Annotated in this window: 18 protein-coding genes; 11 read left to right on the forward strand and 7 right to left on the reverse strand. The window is 70.6% G+C overall.

Going from position 1 to position 14,277, the window contains the following annotated elements:
• Positions 1-129: 129 nt before the first annotated feature.
• From ACFOSH_RS18090 to mscL, 3 genes are all read left to right on the forward strand, one after another.
• Complete coding sequence (locus ACFOSH_RS18090; protein ID WP_378240103.1) at positions 130-468, forward strand: FmdB family zinc ribbon protein; 339 nt, start codon at positions 130-132, stop codon at positions 466-468.
• Between the two features lie 115 nt (positions 469-583).
• Entirely contained in the window at positions 584-1,225 is a 642-nt protein-coding gene (locus ACFOSH_RS18095) for an SAF domain-containing protein (RefSeq protein ID WP_378240104.1), read from the forward strand.
• Positions 1,226-1,320: 95 nt separating this feature from the next.
• Entirely contained in the window at positions 1,321-1,725 is a 405-nt protein-coding gene (mscL, locus tag ACFOSH_RS18100; protein ID WP_378240105.1) for a large-conductance mechanosensitive channel protein MscL, read from the forward strand.
• Between the two features lie 6 nt (positions 1,726-1,731).
• Here mscL and ACFOSH_RS18105 read toward each other — a convergent pair whose 3' ends face one another.
• On the reverse strand, positions 1,732-1,920 hold the full coding sequence (locus ACFOSH_RS18105; protein WP_378240106.1) for a hypothetical protein: 189 nt from the start codon (positions 1,918-1,920) through the stop codon (positions 1,732-1,734).
• Between the two features lie 54 nt (positions 1,921-1,974).
• Between ACFOSH_RS18105 and ACFOSH_RS18110 the strand changes: the two genes are divergently transcribed.
• Positions 1,975-2,253 carry an Rv0909 family putative TA system antitoxin gene (locus ACFOSH_RS18110; protein ID WP_378240107.1) on the forward strand — a complete coding sequence of 93 codons (279 nt, stop codon included), beginning with the start codon at positions 1,975-1,977 and terminating at the stop codon, positions 2,251-2,253.
• Here ACFOSH_RS18110 and ACFOSH_RS18115 read toward each other — a convergent pair.
• Positions 2,250-2,750: a MogA/MoaB family molybdenum cofactor biosynthesis protein gene (locus ACFOSH_RS18115; protein WP_005155592.1), complete on the reverse strand. Its 501-nt coding sequence runs from the start codon at positions 2,748-2,750 to the stop codon at positions 2,250-2,252. The two genes, ACFOSH_RS18110 and ACFOSH_RS18115, sit on opposite strands and share 4 nt — an antisense overlap.
• A gap of 128 nt (positions 2,751-2,878) precedes the next feature.
• Here ACFOSH_RS18115 and ACFOSH_RS18120 point away from each other — a divergent pair, with 128 nt between their 5' ends.
• Together ACFOSH_RS18120 and ACFOSH_RS18125 are read left to right on the forward strand one after the other, a co-directional pair.
• Positions 2,879-3,940, forward strand: a complete 1,062-nt coding sequence (locus ACFOSH_RS18120) for an NAD-dependent epimerase/dehydratase family protein (RefSeq protein WP_378240108.1) — start codon at positions 2,879-2,881, stop codon at positions 3,938-3,940.
• A gap of 70 nt (positions 3,941-4,010) precedes the next feature.
• Complete coding sequence (locus tag ACFOSH_RS18125) at positions 4,011-4,814, forward strand: MBL fold metallo-hydrolase (RefSeq protein WP_378240109.1); 804 nt, start codon at positions 4,011-4,013, stop codon at positions 4,812-4,814.
• Between the two features lie 5 nt (positions 4,815-4,819).
• Here the strand turns inward: ACFOSH_RS18125 and ACFOSH_RS18130 are convergent, their stop codons facing one another.
• The 4 genes from ACFOSH_RS18130 to ACFOSH_RS18145 are packed head-to-tail and all read right to left on the reverse strand — an operon-like array spanning position 4,820 to position 9,158.
• Entirely contained in the window at positions 4,820-5,995 is a 1,176-nt protein-coding gene (locus ACFOSH_RS18130) for a serine hydrolase domain-containing protein (RefSeq protein WP_378240111.1), read from the reverse strand.
• Positions 5,996-6,050: 55 nt separating this feature from the next.
• Positions 6,051-7,100: a sensor histidine kinase gene (locus ACFOSH_RS18135; protein ID WP_378240112.1), complete on the reverse strand. Its 1,050-nt coding sequence runs from the start codon at positions 7,098-7,100 to the stop codon at positions 6,051-6,053.
• A complete protein-coding gene (locus ACFOSH_RS18140) occupies positions 7,097-7,795 on the reverse strand; it encodes a response regulator transcription factor (RefSeq protein WP_378240113.1) in 699 nt (232 codons plus the stop codon). The genes ACFOSH_RS18135 and ACFOSH_RS18140 overlap by 4 nt, the downstream gene beginning before the upstream one ends.
• A gap of 10 nt (positions 7,796-7,805) precedes the next feature.
• Positions 7,806-9,158, reverse strand: coding sequence for a hypothetical protein (locus ACFOSH_RS18145; RefSeq protein WP_378240114.1), 1,353 nt, complete (start codon positions 9,156-9,158; stop codon positions 7,806-7,808).
• Positions 9,159-9,289: 131 nt separating this feature from the next.
• Here ACFOSH_RS18145 and ACFOSH_RS18150 point away from each other — a divergent pair, with 131 nt between their 5' ends.
• Genes ACFOSH_RS18150 through ACFOSH_RS18170 form a run of 5 tightly spaced genes read left to right on the forward strand, consistent with a single transcriptional unit; the run spans position 9,290 to position 12,675 of the window.
• On the forward strand, positions 9,290-9,946 hold the full coding sequence (locus ACFOSH_RS18150; protein WP_378240115.1) for a glycosyltransferase family 2 protein: 657 nt from the start codon (positions 9,290-9,292) through the stop codon (positions 9,944-9,946).
• Positions 9,943-10,587 carry a TIGR04282 family arsenosugar biosynthesis glycosyltransferase gene (locus ACFOSH_RS18155; RefSeq protein WP_378240116.1) on the forward strand — a complete coding sequence of 215 codons (645 nt, stop codon included), beginning with the start codon at positions 9,943-9,945 and terminating at the stop codon, positions 10,585-10,587. Before ACFOSH_RS18150 ends, ACFOSH_RS18155 begins: the two co-directional genes overlap by 4 nt.
• On the forward strand, positions 10,584-11,204 hold the full coding sequence (locus ACFOSH_RS18160; RefSeq protein ID WP_378240117.1) for a methyltransferase domain-containing protein: 621 nt from the start codon (positions 10,584-10,586) through the stop codon (positions 11,202-11,204). Before ACFOSH_RS18155 ends, ACFOSH_RS18160 begins: the two co-directional genes overlap by 4 nt.
• Entirely contained in the window at positions 11,201-12,268 is a 1,068-nt protein-coding gene (locus ACFOSH_RS18165; RefSeq protein WP_378240118.1) for a molybdopterin-dependent oxidoreductase, read from the forward strand. Before ACFOSH_RS18160 ends, ACFOSH_RS18165 begins: the two co-directional genes overlap by 4 nt.
• Positions 12,265-12,675: a hypothetical protein gene (locus ACFOSH_RS18170; RefSeq protein ID WP_378240119.1), complete on the forward strand. Its 411-nt coding sequence runs from the start codon at positions 12,265-12,267 to the stop codon at positions 12,673-12,675. The genes ACFOSH_RS18165 and ACFOSH_RS18170 overlap by 4 nt, the downstream gene beginning before the upstream one ends.
• A 119-nt stretch (positions 12,676-12,794) precedes the next feature.
• On the opposite strand, the gene ACFOSH_RS18175 is transcribed toward ACFOSH_RS18170, so the two are convergent.
• Complete coding sequence (locus tag ACFOSH_RS18175) at positions 12,795-14,207, reverse strand: S1C family serine protease (protein ID WP_378240120.1); 1,413 nt, start codon at positions 14,205-14,207, stop codon at positions 12,795-12,797.
• Between the last annotated feature and the right edge of the window lie 70 nt (positions 14,208-14,277).

Here is a 14,277-nt window from a genome sequence, read left to right on the forward strand (position 1 = left end):
CGGTATAGCGGGCGTGACCAGGTCCTCATGTGACCTTGGGAAACCTTGTTTGACCTGCGTCGGAATGCCCCGGTACCGTGTTGTGTTAGCACTCATGTCGGCTGAGTGCCAATGCACGAAGGAGCAGCAGTGCCCACCTACCAATACGCCTGCAAGGAATGCGACCACGCTTTCGAGGCCGTGCAGTCGTTCTCCGACGCGAGCTTGACCGTGTGCCCGCAGTGCTCGGGCCCGCTTCGCAAGGTCTTCAGCTCGGTCGGCGTGGTCTTCAAGGGCAGCGGGTTCTACCGCAACGATTCGCGTGACTCGAAGGCCAACACGACCTCGGGCTCGTCCTCCAAGAGCGAGGGCAAGACCGAGACCAAGTCGGAGTCGAAGACCGAGTCGAAGTCGGAGACCAAGAGCGAGTCGAAGAGCTCGGCATCGTCCTCCACGGGTACGACGAAAACGGCCGCCGCCGCTTCCTGACGTCCCGAGTTGTCCACAGGCCCCCGGTTATCCACAGCCGGGGGTTTTCGTTCTTTCCAGGGCGGCGCACCGCCCCTAGCGTCGAGATCATCACCGATCGACGAAGGGGAATCCCGTGCTCCACGATCTGCCCGTCCTGCGAAGACTCCACGGCAGGCCCGCGCGGCTGCTCCGCCGCTGGCTTGCCCTGTCCCTGCTGCTCAGCGGCCTGATAGCGCTCTTCCTGCCCGCGTCGGCGCGCGGTGCGCCCGGTATCGCGACCGTGGTCTCCGCCCGTGACCTCCCGGCCGGGTCGCTGCTGCGGGCCGGGGACCTCAAGCTCGTCGACCTCCCGGACGACGTCCGTCCACAGGGCGCCACCGGCCAGGCGGCCTCGGTGGAGGGACGGCTGCTCGTCGGTGCGGCGCGGGCGGGCGAACCGCTGACCGACGTCCGCCTGCTGGAAGCGGCCATCCCCGGATCGGGTGATCCCGAGAGCTCGACCGTGCCGGTGAGGCTCGCCGACGCGGGTGTCGCGGAGCTCCTCAGGCCGGGTCAGCGGGTCGATGTCGTCGCGGCCGCCGAGGCCGGGCGAGAGGCGTCTGTGCTGGCCAGCATGGCCGTCGTGGCGGCCGTCGGCGAGCAGGGCATCCGCGAGCCGAAAGCCTCCGGCGGCGGGAGCAAGGGACCTTTGGTGCTGCTCTCCCTGCCCTCCGCGATCGCGACACGGGTCGCGGCCACTTCGCTGGAACGGTCCTTAACGGTTACCCTCCGCTAGCTCGCGCCTGCCCGGTGGCGGCGGGCGCCTGCGTCCCCCCGGTAGAGAAAAAAGGGACGGTCGGCGAACCGTCCCCAGGTGAAGAGGAGAGCGTCTTGCTCAAGGGTTTCAAGGACTTCCTGATGCGCGGGAACGTCGTCGACCTCGCGGTCGCGGTGGTCATCGGCGCCGCGTTCACAGCGATCGTCACGGCGTTCACGACCGGCCTGATCAAACCGCTGATCAACACCATCGGCGGTTCGGACGCCGCCAAGGGGCTGGGATTCAACATCCTGTCCGCGAACGACGCCACGTTCCTCGACTTCGGCGGCGTGATCAACGCGGCGATCAACTTCGTGCTGGTCGCCGGTGTCGTCTACTTCGTGATCGTGCTGCCGGTCAAGCACGTCCAGGAGCGGCGCAAGCGCGGCGAGGAGGCGGGCCCGGCGGAGGCGACCGACGTCGAACTGCTCACCGAGATCCGCGACCTGCTTCGCGCGCAGCAGAACCGCCAGGGCTGATCCGGATCACCGGTCGTGATGAGGCGGCCGGTTCTCCAGATACCACGAGTCGGAGTCCGGGGCTCGCTGCCCCGGCTCTCGCTCGTCGGAGGTCGTGTCCGGCAGGACATCGCCGAAGATCTCGTCGACCCGGCGCTGTGTCTCCGAGGAGAACGCCTCTGCTTCAGGGCGCTTGTCCTTGTCTTCACCTGGCATGACGTCATTTTCGCACCGGTCGCGGGACCCGCCGACCGGTGGGACCATCAGCGTATGGGCATTGTCGACAAAGCGAAGGGACTGGCCGCGCAGGCCGTCCACAAGGCGGAAGAGGTCGCGGGCGAAGTCCGCGAGAAGGCCGGGCCGCTGGCCGAGAAGGCGGGCGACGTCGCGGCCAAGGGCGTCACGGTCGCGTCTGCCGGGGCGAACAAGGTCACCGGCGGCCGGTTCGAGGACAAGATCGGCCAGGTCACCGAAAAAGTGGAAGGAGTACTCCACCAGGACAAAAAGGGCGAGCCCGGGGCAGAGCCCGGACCCGCCGCCAAGAATTAGGCCTCTTCGAGCCCGGAAAGCTCGTCGATCACGTACGGCACGAGCGACGAGAGCGTCGCCATGCCGTCGCGGACGGCCGCGCGTGAACCCGCGAGGTTGACCACCAGCGTGCTGCCGGAGACGCCGACGAGCCCGCGGGAGATGCCCGCGTCCACCGCACCGGCGGCCAGGCCGGACGCGCGCAGGGCCTCGCCGATGCCCGGGATCGGACGGTCGAGCACACCGGCCGTCGCGTCGGGTGTGCGATCGCGCGGGGAGACCCCGGTGCCGCCGACGGTGATCACCAGGTCGGCGCCGCCGATCACCGCGGTGTTGAGCGCGTTGCGGATCGCGGCCGTCTCGGCCTCGACCACCACGACACCGTCGACGATGAACCCCGCCTCTTCGAGCAGCTCCGTGACCAGCGGTCCCGTGTTGTCCTCGTGTTCGCCGTGGGCGACACGGTCGTCCACGATGACCACCAGTGCGCGGCCCAGCCGTTGTGCGCTCCGTTCCATAGGCACACCGTATCCGGTTTCGGCTGATCTTCGCTCCCGCGGTGTCAGGGGCCACGAGTTGTGACGATTCCCTGACGTGAGCCGCCGATCCGGGGCTCACGGCGAAGATCGCCCCTAGCGTCGTGAAGGTGCGAACACTGGTAACCGGCGGGGCCGGGTTCATCGGCTCCCACATCGCCGATCTGCTGTCCGATCAGGGTCACGAGGTCGTCGTCCTCGACAGCCTCCTGCGCACCGCCCACGGTTCGCCGCGCCCGCCCGCGTACACCGGCCGCCACCGGTTCCTGCGCGGCGACGTCACCGACACCGAGCTGGTCGCCGAGCTGCTGGACGGAGTCGACGCGGTCTGCCATCAGGCGGCCGTCGTCGGCCACGGCGTCGACCCGTCCGACGCGCCGTCGTACGCCCTGAACAACGACTACGGGACAGCCGTACTGCTCGCCGCGATGCACCGGGCCGGGGTCCGGAAGCTGGTGCTCGCGTCCTCGATGGTCGTCTACGGCGAAGGCCGCTACGAATGCCCCATCCACGGGATCGTCCCGCCGTCGCCACGGAAACAGTCCGATGTGGACGCGGGCTGCTTCGAGCCCGCGTGCCCGGCGTGCGGCGCCGAGCTCGACTGGCGGCTGGTCCCCGAGGACGCGCCGCTGCGGCCGCGAAGCACCTACGCGGCCACCAAGCTCGCGCAGGAACACCTGGCGGCGGCGTGGGCCCGGCAGACCGGCGGGACGGTCTGGGCGATGCGCTACCACAACGTCTATGGGCCCCGAATGCCGCAGAACACCCCGTACGCGGGCGTCGCGTCGCTGTTCCGGTCCTCGCTCCTGCGCGGCGAGGCGCCCGTCGTGCTGGAGGACGGTAAGCAGCAGCGCGACTTCGTGCACGTCCACGACGTCGCGAGGGCGAACGTCCTGGCGCTGACCACCGACGGCCCCGAGGCCGACCTGACGCCGCTGAACATCTGCTCCGGGCAACCGCACTCCGTCGGCGAACTCGCCGAAGAGCTCGCGAAGGCCTGCGACGGCCCGGTTCCGAAGATCGCGGGCGGCGCGAGGCCGGCCGACGTCCGGCATGTCGTCGCCGACCCCGCCCGCGCCGAACGGCTGCTCGGCTTCACCGCGCGGACCGGTTTCGCCGAAGGCATCGCCGGGTTCGCCACCGCTGAACTGCGGGAACCGGTCGGTTCCTGAAACCGGGAACAGACCCGGCCCCCGCTCGGTTGTCGTTCCCGGCAACGGAATCGACTTTTTGGGGGTTTTGGTGGGCATCACCGTCGGAGACATCGAGATCGAAGCGCTCGGGGACGGCCTCATCAGGCTGCCGCTCGCGTTCTTCCCCGGCCTCGACCCCGAAGCCCACCCGGACGTCCTCGACGAGGACGGCACCGTGCACGTCCCGACCGGCGCGTACCTGATCCGCGGCAGCGGCCGCACGATCCTCGTCGACACCGGTCTCGGCCCGCGCGAGTTCGCCTTCCCCAAGGGGATGACGCCCGCCAAGGGCGACCCCACCCCGCCGATGGGCACGGGCGGCGACCTCGCGGCCGCGCTGGACAAGGCGGGCTGCCCGGTCGGCGAGATCGACACCGTCTTCCTCACCCACCTGCACAACGACCACATCGGCTGGATCGCCCCCGAAGGCGAGCTGACCTTCCCCGGCGCTCAGGTCGTCTTCGGACAGCTCGACTGGGAAGCCCTGATCGAGCCCGCCGGGGCGGGCGAGTGGGGCCGTGTCGGCATGGAGACCGCGCGGGGCGCGGGCCTGACCGAGGCGATCAGCGGCGACGACGTCGAGATCGCGCCCGGGATCGTGGCACGGCACGCCCCCGGCCACACACCGGGCCACTACGTCCTCGACATCACCGCGGACGACGAGCGCCTGCTGCTGCTCGGCGACGTCCTGCACACGCCCGCGCAGCTGACGGACACGCGGGTGAGCTTCCTCAGCGACGTCGACCCGGATCTCGCGCTCCGCACCCGGCTGCGCTTCCTCGCCGAAGCCGAAGAGACCGGCGCGATCATCGCGCCGGCCCACTTCCCGGACATGGGATTCCTTCGCCTCTGACGCCTTTACTTGTCGCAGAGCACCTTGTCGGTGAGCGTCTGGTCCGCCTTGAAGTACGCCTTCCCCAGGTCCGCGTCGGAGTCGCCGTAGGTCATGGACAGTTCGTAGGTCCGGCTTCCGTCGAGCGTGCTCGCCATCAGCGTCCCATAGCCGTGGAAGCCGCCCATGCCCTTGAGGACGGTGCCGCAGCTCGTGTCCTGGACGTAGAGCCCGAGGCCGTAGCCGCCCTTGGGGTGCGGTTTGCGCATCTCGGCGAGTAGCGGGGCGGTCAGGAGCTTTCCGCCCAGCAGTGCGGAGAAGAACGTGTGGAGGTCCTTGGTGGTCGAGATCAGCTCACCGGCGCTGGAGGCCCAGGAGGGGTTCTGGTTCGTGATGTCGACCGTCTTCCACTGTCCGGCCTCCTCGTAGCGGTAGTAGCCGTGGGCGTGCGGGCCCGGGATCCCCGGCCACGTGCCCGGCACCACGGTGTCCCGCAGCCCCAGCGGCCGCAGGATCCGCCGCTGGACCTCGTCGCCGTAGGAGTTGCCGGTGACCTTCTTGATCACCAGCCCGGCCAGGACGTAGTTGATGTTCGTGTAGTTCCAGTCCGTTCCCGGCGCGAACAGCGGCGGCTTGGACAGGCCGAACCGCACCAGCTCCTCCGGCCGGTAGGTGTGGAACCGGTTGTCCAGGAACTCCTTGCCCGCCAAGGGGATCCCGGGCACGACCGTACCGTCGGGCAGGACGGCGCCGGTGTAGTCGAACAGGCCGCTGGTGTGCTGCAGCAGCATCCGCACGGTGATCCGCCGGTCGAGGCCGAACTCGGGCAGGTAGCCGGCAACCGGGGAGTCCAGGCCCACCTTTCCCTCGCCGACCAGCTGCAGGACGACGGTGGACACGAAGGTCTTGGTGTTGCTGCCGATCCGGAACCACCCGTTCGTCGGCGGCTTCGCGGCCGAGCCCAGTTCACGCACCCCGGCGCTGCCGGTCCAGTCGCCCCGCTGGTCGTGCACCCGCAGCTGCGCCCCGGCGAATCCGGAGGCGGCGATGTCCTGGACCATCGTCCGCAGGTCCGGGCGGTCCCGCCCGGAGTCCGCCGCGGCCACTCCGGGCATGGCCACCCCGGCCAGCAGCGCGGCGGCCACCGCGGTGACCCCCGCCCGCCGGAACATCGTCTTGGCTGTGCTCGCTGAGTTCGTCATGCCGGTAACCATCGCGATCCGTGCTGACACAGCGGTGACACGGCACTGACACGGGTCAGGGCATCGCCAGCGGCAACCGGACCTCGAAGCGGCATCCCGGACCGTCGTTCCGGACGCCGATGCGGCCGCGATGGGCCTCGACAAGGCCTTTCGCGATCGCCAGTCCGAGCCCGCCGCCGCTCGCCAGCCCGCCACGCTCGGGCGTCCGCGCCGGCGTTCCGCGGAACGCGACATCGAAAACGCGCCCGATCTCGTCGTCGGGGATCCCGCCGCAGCAGTCGGAGACCGCCAGCAGCGCCTCGCCGCCGTCGATGCCGATCTGCACCGCGACCGTCCCGTCCGGCGGGGTGTGCCGCACGGCGTTGGACACCAGGTTGCGCACGATCCGCGCCAGCTCCGGGTCGCTGCCGGAGACGACCGGCCATACGGTGGCCTGCTCGATCATCCGCACGCGTTTCTGCTGCGCCAGCGGTGCCTGCGCGGCGACGGCGTCGCTCACGACGTCGCGCAGCGGCACGGCGGCCATGGTCAGTTCCAGCGCGCCCGCGGTGATCCGCGACAGCTCGAACAGATCGCCGACCATGCCGGACAACCGCGTGGTCTCACCGCTGATCCGCCGCGCGTAACCGGTGACCTCGATCGGTTCGGCGACGACACCGTCCGCGACGGCCTCGGCCATCGCCTGGATCCCGGCCAGCGGGCTGCGCAGGTCGTGGCTGATCCACGCGACCAGTTCGCGTCGCGACGCCTCGGCCGCGCGCTCCCGTTCCCGTGCCTCCCGCTCCCACACACTGCGGCGCGCGATCATGCGGCCGAGCACGAGCGCCGCGGGCACCGTCACCAGTGCGACCAGCAGGCAGACCAGCGTCATCGTGGTCAGCGCGGGGGTGAACATGAACCCGCTGATCCCGAGCACCGCGATCAGCGTCGCGAGCACCGGGATCAGCACGAGGATCGTCATCGTGCCCGCCAGCGAACCACGCCTGAGCAGGTACAACACCAAGCCGCCGAGCAGCACCACCGGCACCGCGAACATCAGCGCGAACGGCAGGATGTGCCAGGCGTGCGCCAGCATCTCGCCGAGCGACTCCCCCGCGCCGATCACGGCCGCACCGGGTCGTACCGGTAGCCGACGCCCCACACGGTGGCGACGCGGACGGGTTTGGCGGGATTCCGCTCGATCTTCTCCCGCAACCGCCTGACGTGGACGGTCACCGTGGATTGGTCGCCGAAGTCCCAGCCCCAGACCTTCTCCAGCAGGTCGGCGCGGGAGAACGCCACGCCGGGATGTGTGAGGAAGAACGCGAGCAGATCGAATTCCCGGCTCGTCAGAGGAAGTTCGGCGCCGCCGAGGGTCGCCTGCCGCGCCGTCATCTGCAACGAAAGGTCCCCGTCGGTGATCAGGCGCGCCGCCGGTTCCGGCCGCGGCATCCGCGCCCGCCGCAGGACCGACGCCACGCGCAACGCGAGTTCCTTGGGGCTGAAGGGTTTCGTGACGTAGTCGTCGGCGCCGAGCTGGAGGCCGGCGATCCGGTTCTCCTCCTCGCCGAGCGCGGTCAGCATCACGACCGGCACCTGGCTCACCTGCCGCAGCCGTCGGCACACTTCGAGCCCGTTGAGGCCGGGCATCATGACGTCGAGGACCACGAGGTCCGGCCCGGTCGCCGAGAACAGCCGCAGCCCCTCGGTGCCGTCCCCGGCGACGTCGACGTCGAAGCCCGCGACCTCCAGGTACCGCCGGACGACGTCCCGGACGGTCTCGTCGTCGTCGACCACGAGCACGCGGCCCTGCTCTGTCATGAAGCCCACCTCACCAGCTCGTCAGCACCAGATGGTTCACCACCAGCGCCGTGGCCGCCGACGCGGCGAGCCACCACCGCCGTCCAGCCTGCGGAAGCAGCGCCACAGCGGGCAGCAGCCACACCTCGAACGGTAGCCAGATGCGTTCGACCTCGGCCTTCGACAGGCCGGAAAGGTCCGCGAACGCGATCGTCAGCGCCGCGGCCAGCACGATCAGGATGACCGGGTCGCGGAAAGACCGTTTCGGCTCGGCGAGGAACGCCGCCCCGGCCCGGCGCGTCCCGGCGATCGCGGCCGGGCCGATCGCGATCAGCACCGCCGCGATATCCGCCCACACCCAGTAGGAGTACGGACGCAGCGTCGCGATCCCCTGGTAGTAGCGCTCGACCACCAGGTGATACCCGTCGAGCCACCAGAACCCGCTCAGCGCGAAGGCCACGACGACCGCGGCCACACCCGCCAGGGCGAGCAGCGGGATCCGCCACTCACGGGTCAGCAGGACGACGGCCAGCACGAGCAGGCCCAGCAGCACGAGGCCGTACGAAAGGAAGAGGCCGAACCCGAGCAGCAGACCGCCGGGCAGCGCGAGGACGCGGCGCCGCGTGGCGAGCGCCAGCAGTGCGATCCCGGTCGCCGTCACCCCGGCGAACAGCCCGTCCGCCGAGACGCCGAGCCAGATCGCGCCCGGGGTCAGGACGGCGAACGGCAGGACCGTCCGCGCGGCGTCCTGCCTGCCCAGCGCGGAAAGCGTGACCGGCACCGCGACCACGGCCAGGCAGCCGACCAGCACGACGAACGTCGACGCCCAGGCGCCGCCGTGCAGGCCGAGCCGGTCGAGCCAGACGAAGACCAGCGTCGCGCCCGGCGGATGCCCGGAGACGTGCGTCGTCCACGAGTCCGGCTGGTAGTCCAGGATGCGCGAGGAGAATTCGCTCAGCATCTTCGGGATGTCGGTGATCCCCGGGACCTCGTGCAGGTACTCGTGCTCCGTGGTGAGCCTGCCGGTGAAGCCGCGCGTCCAGCCGTCGATCATCGCCAGCGAGAACGTCCACGCCAGCGCGGTCACGTACCCGAGCGCGAGCAGCGGACGCCAGCTCAGCCGGGCCGCGAGCAAGGGACCTTTGGTGACGACGAGGAGCGCGAGCACGATGGCGGCGACCGAGCCCGGCCCCACATGCGGCAGCCACAGCCCGAACAGCGGCGGCGCGAAGGCGTAGATCACCACGCCGGAACCGGGGCGGTTGTAGTAAAGGCCGACCGCGATGGCGGCGGCGACCACGAGCATCGCCAGCCCGACGGCGATCAGATCGGCCCGGCGGCCCGTGCGGGTAGGGGCGGTGACAGTGGACATCACCGGCACCATAACCGCGTTCCAGCCTGGCGACGGCGTGCAGAGGCTGTCCGTCAGAACTCGGTAAGAACTTCGCCGACGTCATGATTCGGTAAGCACGACAAGGGTTTTCGTCCGTCCATCCCGGACTTAACGTGCGATGGGTGAACGATGACCAGGTTGACGTCGTGCTCCCCTGTCTCGACGAGGCCGGTGCCCTGCCAGGGGTACTGGCGGCCCTGCCCGAACGCTATCGGGCGATCGTGGTCGACAACGGATCGAGCGACGGTTCCGCCGAGATCGCGGCCGGGCTCGGCGCGAAGGTCGTCCACGAACCCCGGCGCGGCTACGGCGCCGCGGTGCACACCGGGCTGGAGGCGGCCACGGCGGACGTCGTGTGTTTCGCCGACGCCGACGGTTCGCTCGACCTCGCCGAACTGCCGATGTTGGTGCGCGGGCTGGCCGATGCCGACCTGGCTGTCGGACGTCGAGTGCCGACCGGCCGGAACGTCTGGCCGTGGCACGCGAGAGCGGGCAACGCGCTGATCTCGGCCCTCCTGCGGCACAAGGGCTTGCCGGTCCGCGACATCGCGCCGCTGCGGGCCGTCCGGCGACAGGCGATCCTCGACCTCGGTGTCACCGATCGCGCCTTCGGCTACCCGCTCGAACTGCTGATCAAGGCCCAGCGCGCGGGCTGGCGGGTCGTCGAGTTCGACGTCTCGTACGGCGAACGCGCCAAGGGCACGAAGTCGAAGGTCTCCGGTTCACTGCGCGGCACCCTCCGCGCGGCGCGGGATTTCGGGCGGGTGCTGAGCCGATGAGCTTCTGCCTGCTGATCGTCGCCAAGGCGCCCGTGCCCGGCTTCGCGAAGACGCGACTCTGCCCGCCCGCGACGCCGGAGCAGGCGGCCGGGATCGCGGCCGCCTCACTGCTCGACACCCTCGACGCCGCCCTGCTGACCCCGAACGCCCGCGTGGTCGTCGCGCTGACCGGCGAGCTCGGCAAAGCCGCCCGCGGCGCGGAAATCGCCACGGTGCTCCGGAATACCGAGGTGATCCCCCAACGTGGCGACGGTTTCGACGTCCGCCTCGTCAACGCCCACGCCGACGCTCCCCGTCCCGGGGAACCGGTGCTGCAGATCGGGATGGACACCCCGCAGGTCACCCCGGGCTTGCTGGCCGACGCCGCGAACCGGCTCGAAGACTCCGTCCTCGGGCCGGCGGAGGACGGCGGATGGTGGGCGCTGGGACTCAAGGATCCCTTGCACGCCAAGGTCCTCGCCGGGGTCCCGATGTCCCGCGAAGACACCGGCCGCCAAACGCTGCACGCGCTCGCCGACGTCGGCCTGAGCCCCGGGGTCCTGCCGATGCTGTCCGATGTGGACACTTTCGCGGACGCGCGGCGGGTCGCGGCTCTCAAGCCGGAGAGCCGGTTCGCCCGAGCGGTGGCCGAAGTCCGGTGACCGCCTTCGACCGCGGCCTGCTCGGCCACCGCTGCTGGCTGGAACTCGCGACCGGCGAACGCGTCGACCTGCCGGTGGACCGCTGGACGGCCATCCCCTGCGACGGCGACGACGTCCTCCTCGACGCCTGCGACGGCCCGACCCTCGACGTCGGCTGCGGCCCCGGCAGGCTCACCGCCGCGCTGTCCGAACGCGGCGTCGCCTCACTCGGCGTCGACATCTCGGCCACCGCCGTGCGGCTCACGCACGCCCGGGGCGCCGCCGCGCTCCACCGGGACGTCTTCGACCGGCTGCCCGACGAAGGCCGCTGGCGGCACGCCCTGCTCGCCGACGGGAACGTCGGCATCGGCGGCGACCCGCTCCGGCTGCTGACGCGGATGGCGGAACTGATCGGCGACGGTGGCACGGTGCTCGTCGAACTCGACCCGCCCGGTCGCGGCATCCGCCAGGACCGGGTCCGCCTGCGCCCCGGCAGCGACGACACCGGCGGCGCTTGGTTCACCTGGGCGTGGGTCGGCGTCGAAGCGATCGCCGGACTCGCTGCCCGCACCGCGTTCCGCGTCGCCTGGGAAACCCGCCGCGACCATCGCTGGTTCGCTTGCCTGGAGAAAGCATGAACCCGACCTCCGAGCGGGTGACGTCCCGGATCGGGCTCGCCCTCGCCGTCACCTTCACCCTGTGCTTCGTCACCGGCCTGATCAGCCATCTCGTCCAGCATCCGCCGTCGTGGTTCGGCTGGCCGAGCCGCCCGGTGTGGCTGTACCGGGTCACCCAGGGCACGCACGTGATCTCCGGGATCGCGTCGGTTCCCTTGCTGCTGGCCAAACTCTGGAGCGTCTTCCCGAAACTGTTCGAGCGGCCGGTGATCCGTTCCCTGCCGCACGCGCTCGAACGCCTGTCGATCCTGGTGCTGTCCGCGGCCGTGTTCTTCGAACTCGTCACCGGCCTGTTCAACGTCGCGCAGAACTATCCGTGGACGTTCTACTTCCCGCAGCTGCACTATGCCCTCGCGTGGGTGGCGATCGGCTCGATCCTGGTGCACATCGCGGTGAAACTCCCGATCGTGCGCCGCTCGGTCGCTCAGGCACCCGAACCCTCGCGACGTGCCTTCCTCCGCACGACCTGGCTGGCCGCGGGAGTCGCCGTCGTGGCGACGGCCGGAGCGACGGTTCCGTTGCTGCGCACCGTGTCCGGACTTTCCTGGCGCAGTGACAAGGGACCGCAGGGGCTTCCGGTGAACCGAACCGCCGAAGCGGCCGGCGTCCTGGACACGGCGAGAGACCCGAACTGGCGACTGTCCGTGGTGACGCCGAAGGGCACGAAGACCTACTCGCTGGAAGAACTCCGCGCGCTCCCCCGGGTCTCCGCCGAACTGCCGATCGCGTGCGTCGAAGGCTGGAGCGAGTCCGCGAGCTGGAGCGGCGTCTCGCTGCCGGAGTTGTTGCGGCACGCCGGAAGCGCGCCGGGTACCCCGGTTCGCGTGTTCTCGCTGGAGAAGGCCGGGCCGTACGGGATCAGCGACCTCCCCGGCGAGCACACCGCGGACGAACTCACCCTGCTGGCGCTCGAACTCAACGGCGAGGTCCTCGACGCCGACCACGGCTTCCCGTGCCGGATCATCGCCCCGAACCGGCCCGGCGTCCTGCAGACGAAATGGGTCACCCGGTTGGAGACGCTGTGAAGACGTTGCGGCTACTGCTTTTCCTGCCCGGAATCGGCGCGCTCGCCTGGGGCGCGGTGCTGTTCTCCGAGTACGCCTTCCCGCTGCGCCCGGACGTCTTCGGAACGCTCGGCTGGCTCGCCGGCGGCCCGCTGGTGCACGACCTGCTGATCGCGCCGCTGGCCGGCGCCGTGGGGTTCGCCCTGAGCAGGTTCCTCCCGGAACGCTGGAAGACCCCGGTCAAGACGGGCGCCGTCCTCACCGGCGTCCTGACCCTGCTCGCGTTCCCGTTGCTGTGGCGGCCTTTCGGCGGCGCCCGGAATCCCGGCCTGCACGACGCCGACACCGTCACCGGCCTGCTCGTCACGCTCGCCGTCGTCTGGCTCGGCGTCCTCGTGGCCGCGCTCCTTCCCCGAAAAGCGCGTTAAAAGGGCCACGCGCGACCGGGATTGGCAGCCGGTCGCGCGTGGCCTCTGGGTCCGGCCCGCTGGGGGTTCGAGCCGGGGTTGGTCTCGGCCGCGCACCGCGGCCGAGCGTCTGTGCGGAACTAGTTGGGGGTGACGGGCTGGCCGCCGAGGGTCACCTCGACCACCTTGTCACCGCCGAGGGTGAACTTGACCTTGTCGTTCGGCGCCCGGGTGCGGATCTCGGCGACGAGCGCGTCCGCGTTGGGGATCGACCGGTCGTCCAGCTTCGTCACGACGTCACCGGATTTGAGGCCCGCCTTCTCGGCGGGGCTGCCCGGCGAGATCTCACCGAGCTGCGCGCCACCCGTCGGCGCCGTCTGCACGCGGGCGCCGATGAAGGTCTGCGTCGCCTGGCCGGTGTTGATGATGTCGTCGGCCGTGCGGCGCGCCTGGTCGATCGGGATCGCGAAGCCGATGCCGACGTTGCCGCCGCTCTCACCGCTCTGGCCCTGGGCCGACTTCGGGCTGTAGATCGCCGAGTTGATGCCGATGACCTGACCCGCCATGTTCGCGAGCGGGCCGCCGGAGTTGCCGGGGTTGATCGCCGCGTCGGTCTGCACCGCCGACATCACCGTGGTCTGATCTCCGCCGCCACCGGCGCTCACCGGCCGGTTCAGCGCGCTGACGATGCCCGAAGTGACCGTGCCCGCCAGCTCGAACGGCGAACCGATGGCGACCACCGGCTGCCCGACCCGCAGGTCGTCGGACCGGCCGAGCTCCACCGGGGTCAGGCCGCTGACGCCGCTGACCTTCACCACGGCGATGTCCGTCGTGGGGTCGCGGCCGACGACGGTCGCCGTGCCCTTCTTGCCGTCCTGGAACACCGCCTGGATCTGCCCGCCGGCGGCGGCGACCTCGACGACGTGGTTGTTGGTCAGCACGTAGCCGTCGGTGCTGAGCACGAAGCCGGAACCCTCGCCCGCACCCGATCGCCCGGACACCTGCAGCTCGACGACGCTCGGCGACAGCTTCTGCGCCACCGACTCGACCGAACCGGCGGGCAGGTTGCCCGTCTGCTGGGCGGGCTTCGGCGCGTCGAGCGCGTTCACGGACGAGCCGCCGGACGCGTCGCCGGTCAGGTAGCCGACCGTGCCGCCCGCGACACCGCCGACGACCAGCGCGACCGCCGCGACACCGGCGAGCAGCTTGCCCGAGGTGGACTTCGGCCCCTGCCGCTGCTGCGGGACCGCGTAAACCGACGGACCCGGCTGGGTGAACGGCTGCTGCTGGCCGGGGATCTGATTTCCCTGGGTGTACGGCGCCTGCTGGGCCTGTGTCTGCTGGGCCTGGGGCGACCACGGGTTGTACTGCTGTTCCGGAGTGTAGGCCTGCTGCGCTCCGGTGTGCGGAGTGGCATGGCCGCCGAGGCCGGTCGCGTCAGCCTGCTGCGGGGCGGGCTGTGCGGCCCAGCTCGCGCTCTGCTCCGCGTCCGGCTGCATGCCGGCGGGCCGCGCCTTCTCGGCGTCCTGGCCGCTGGGGTCGTTCTCGGTCATGTCTTCACCTTGCGGGATGGTCCTGAGAAGTTCCTGAGCCAAAGCTGTGCATCGCACATGAGTATGGCCC

This window comes from Amycolatopsis speibonae, assembly GCF_042647925.1.
GTDB classification, from domain to species: Bacteria; Actinomycetota; Actinomycetes; order Mycobacteriales; family Pseudonocardiaceae; genus Amycolatopsis; species Amycolatopsis speibonae.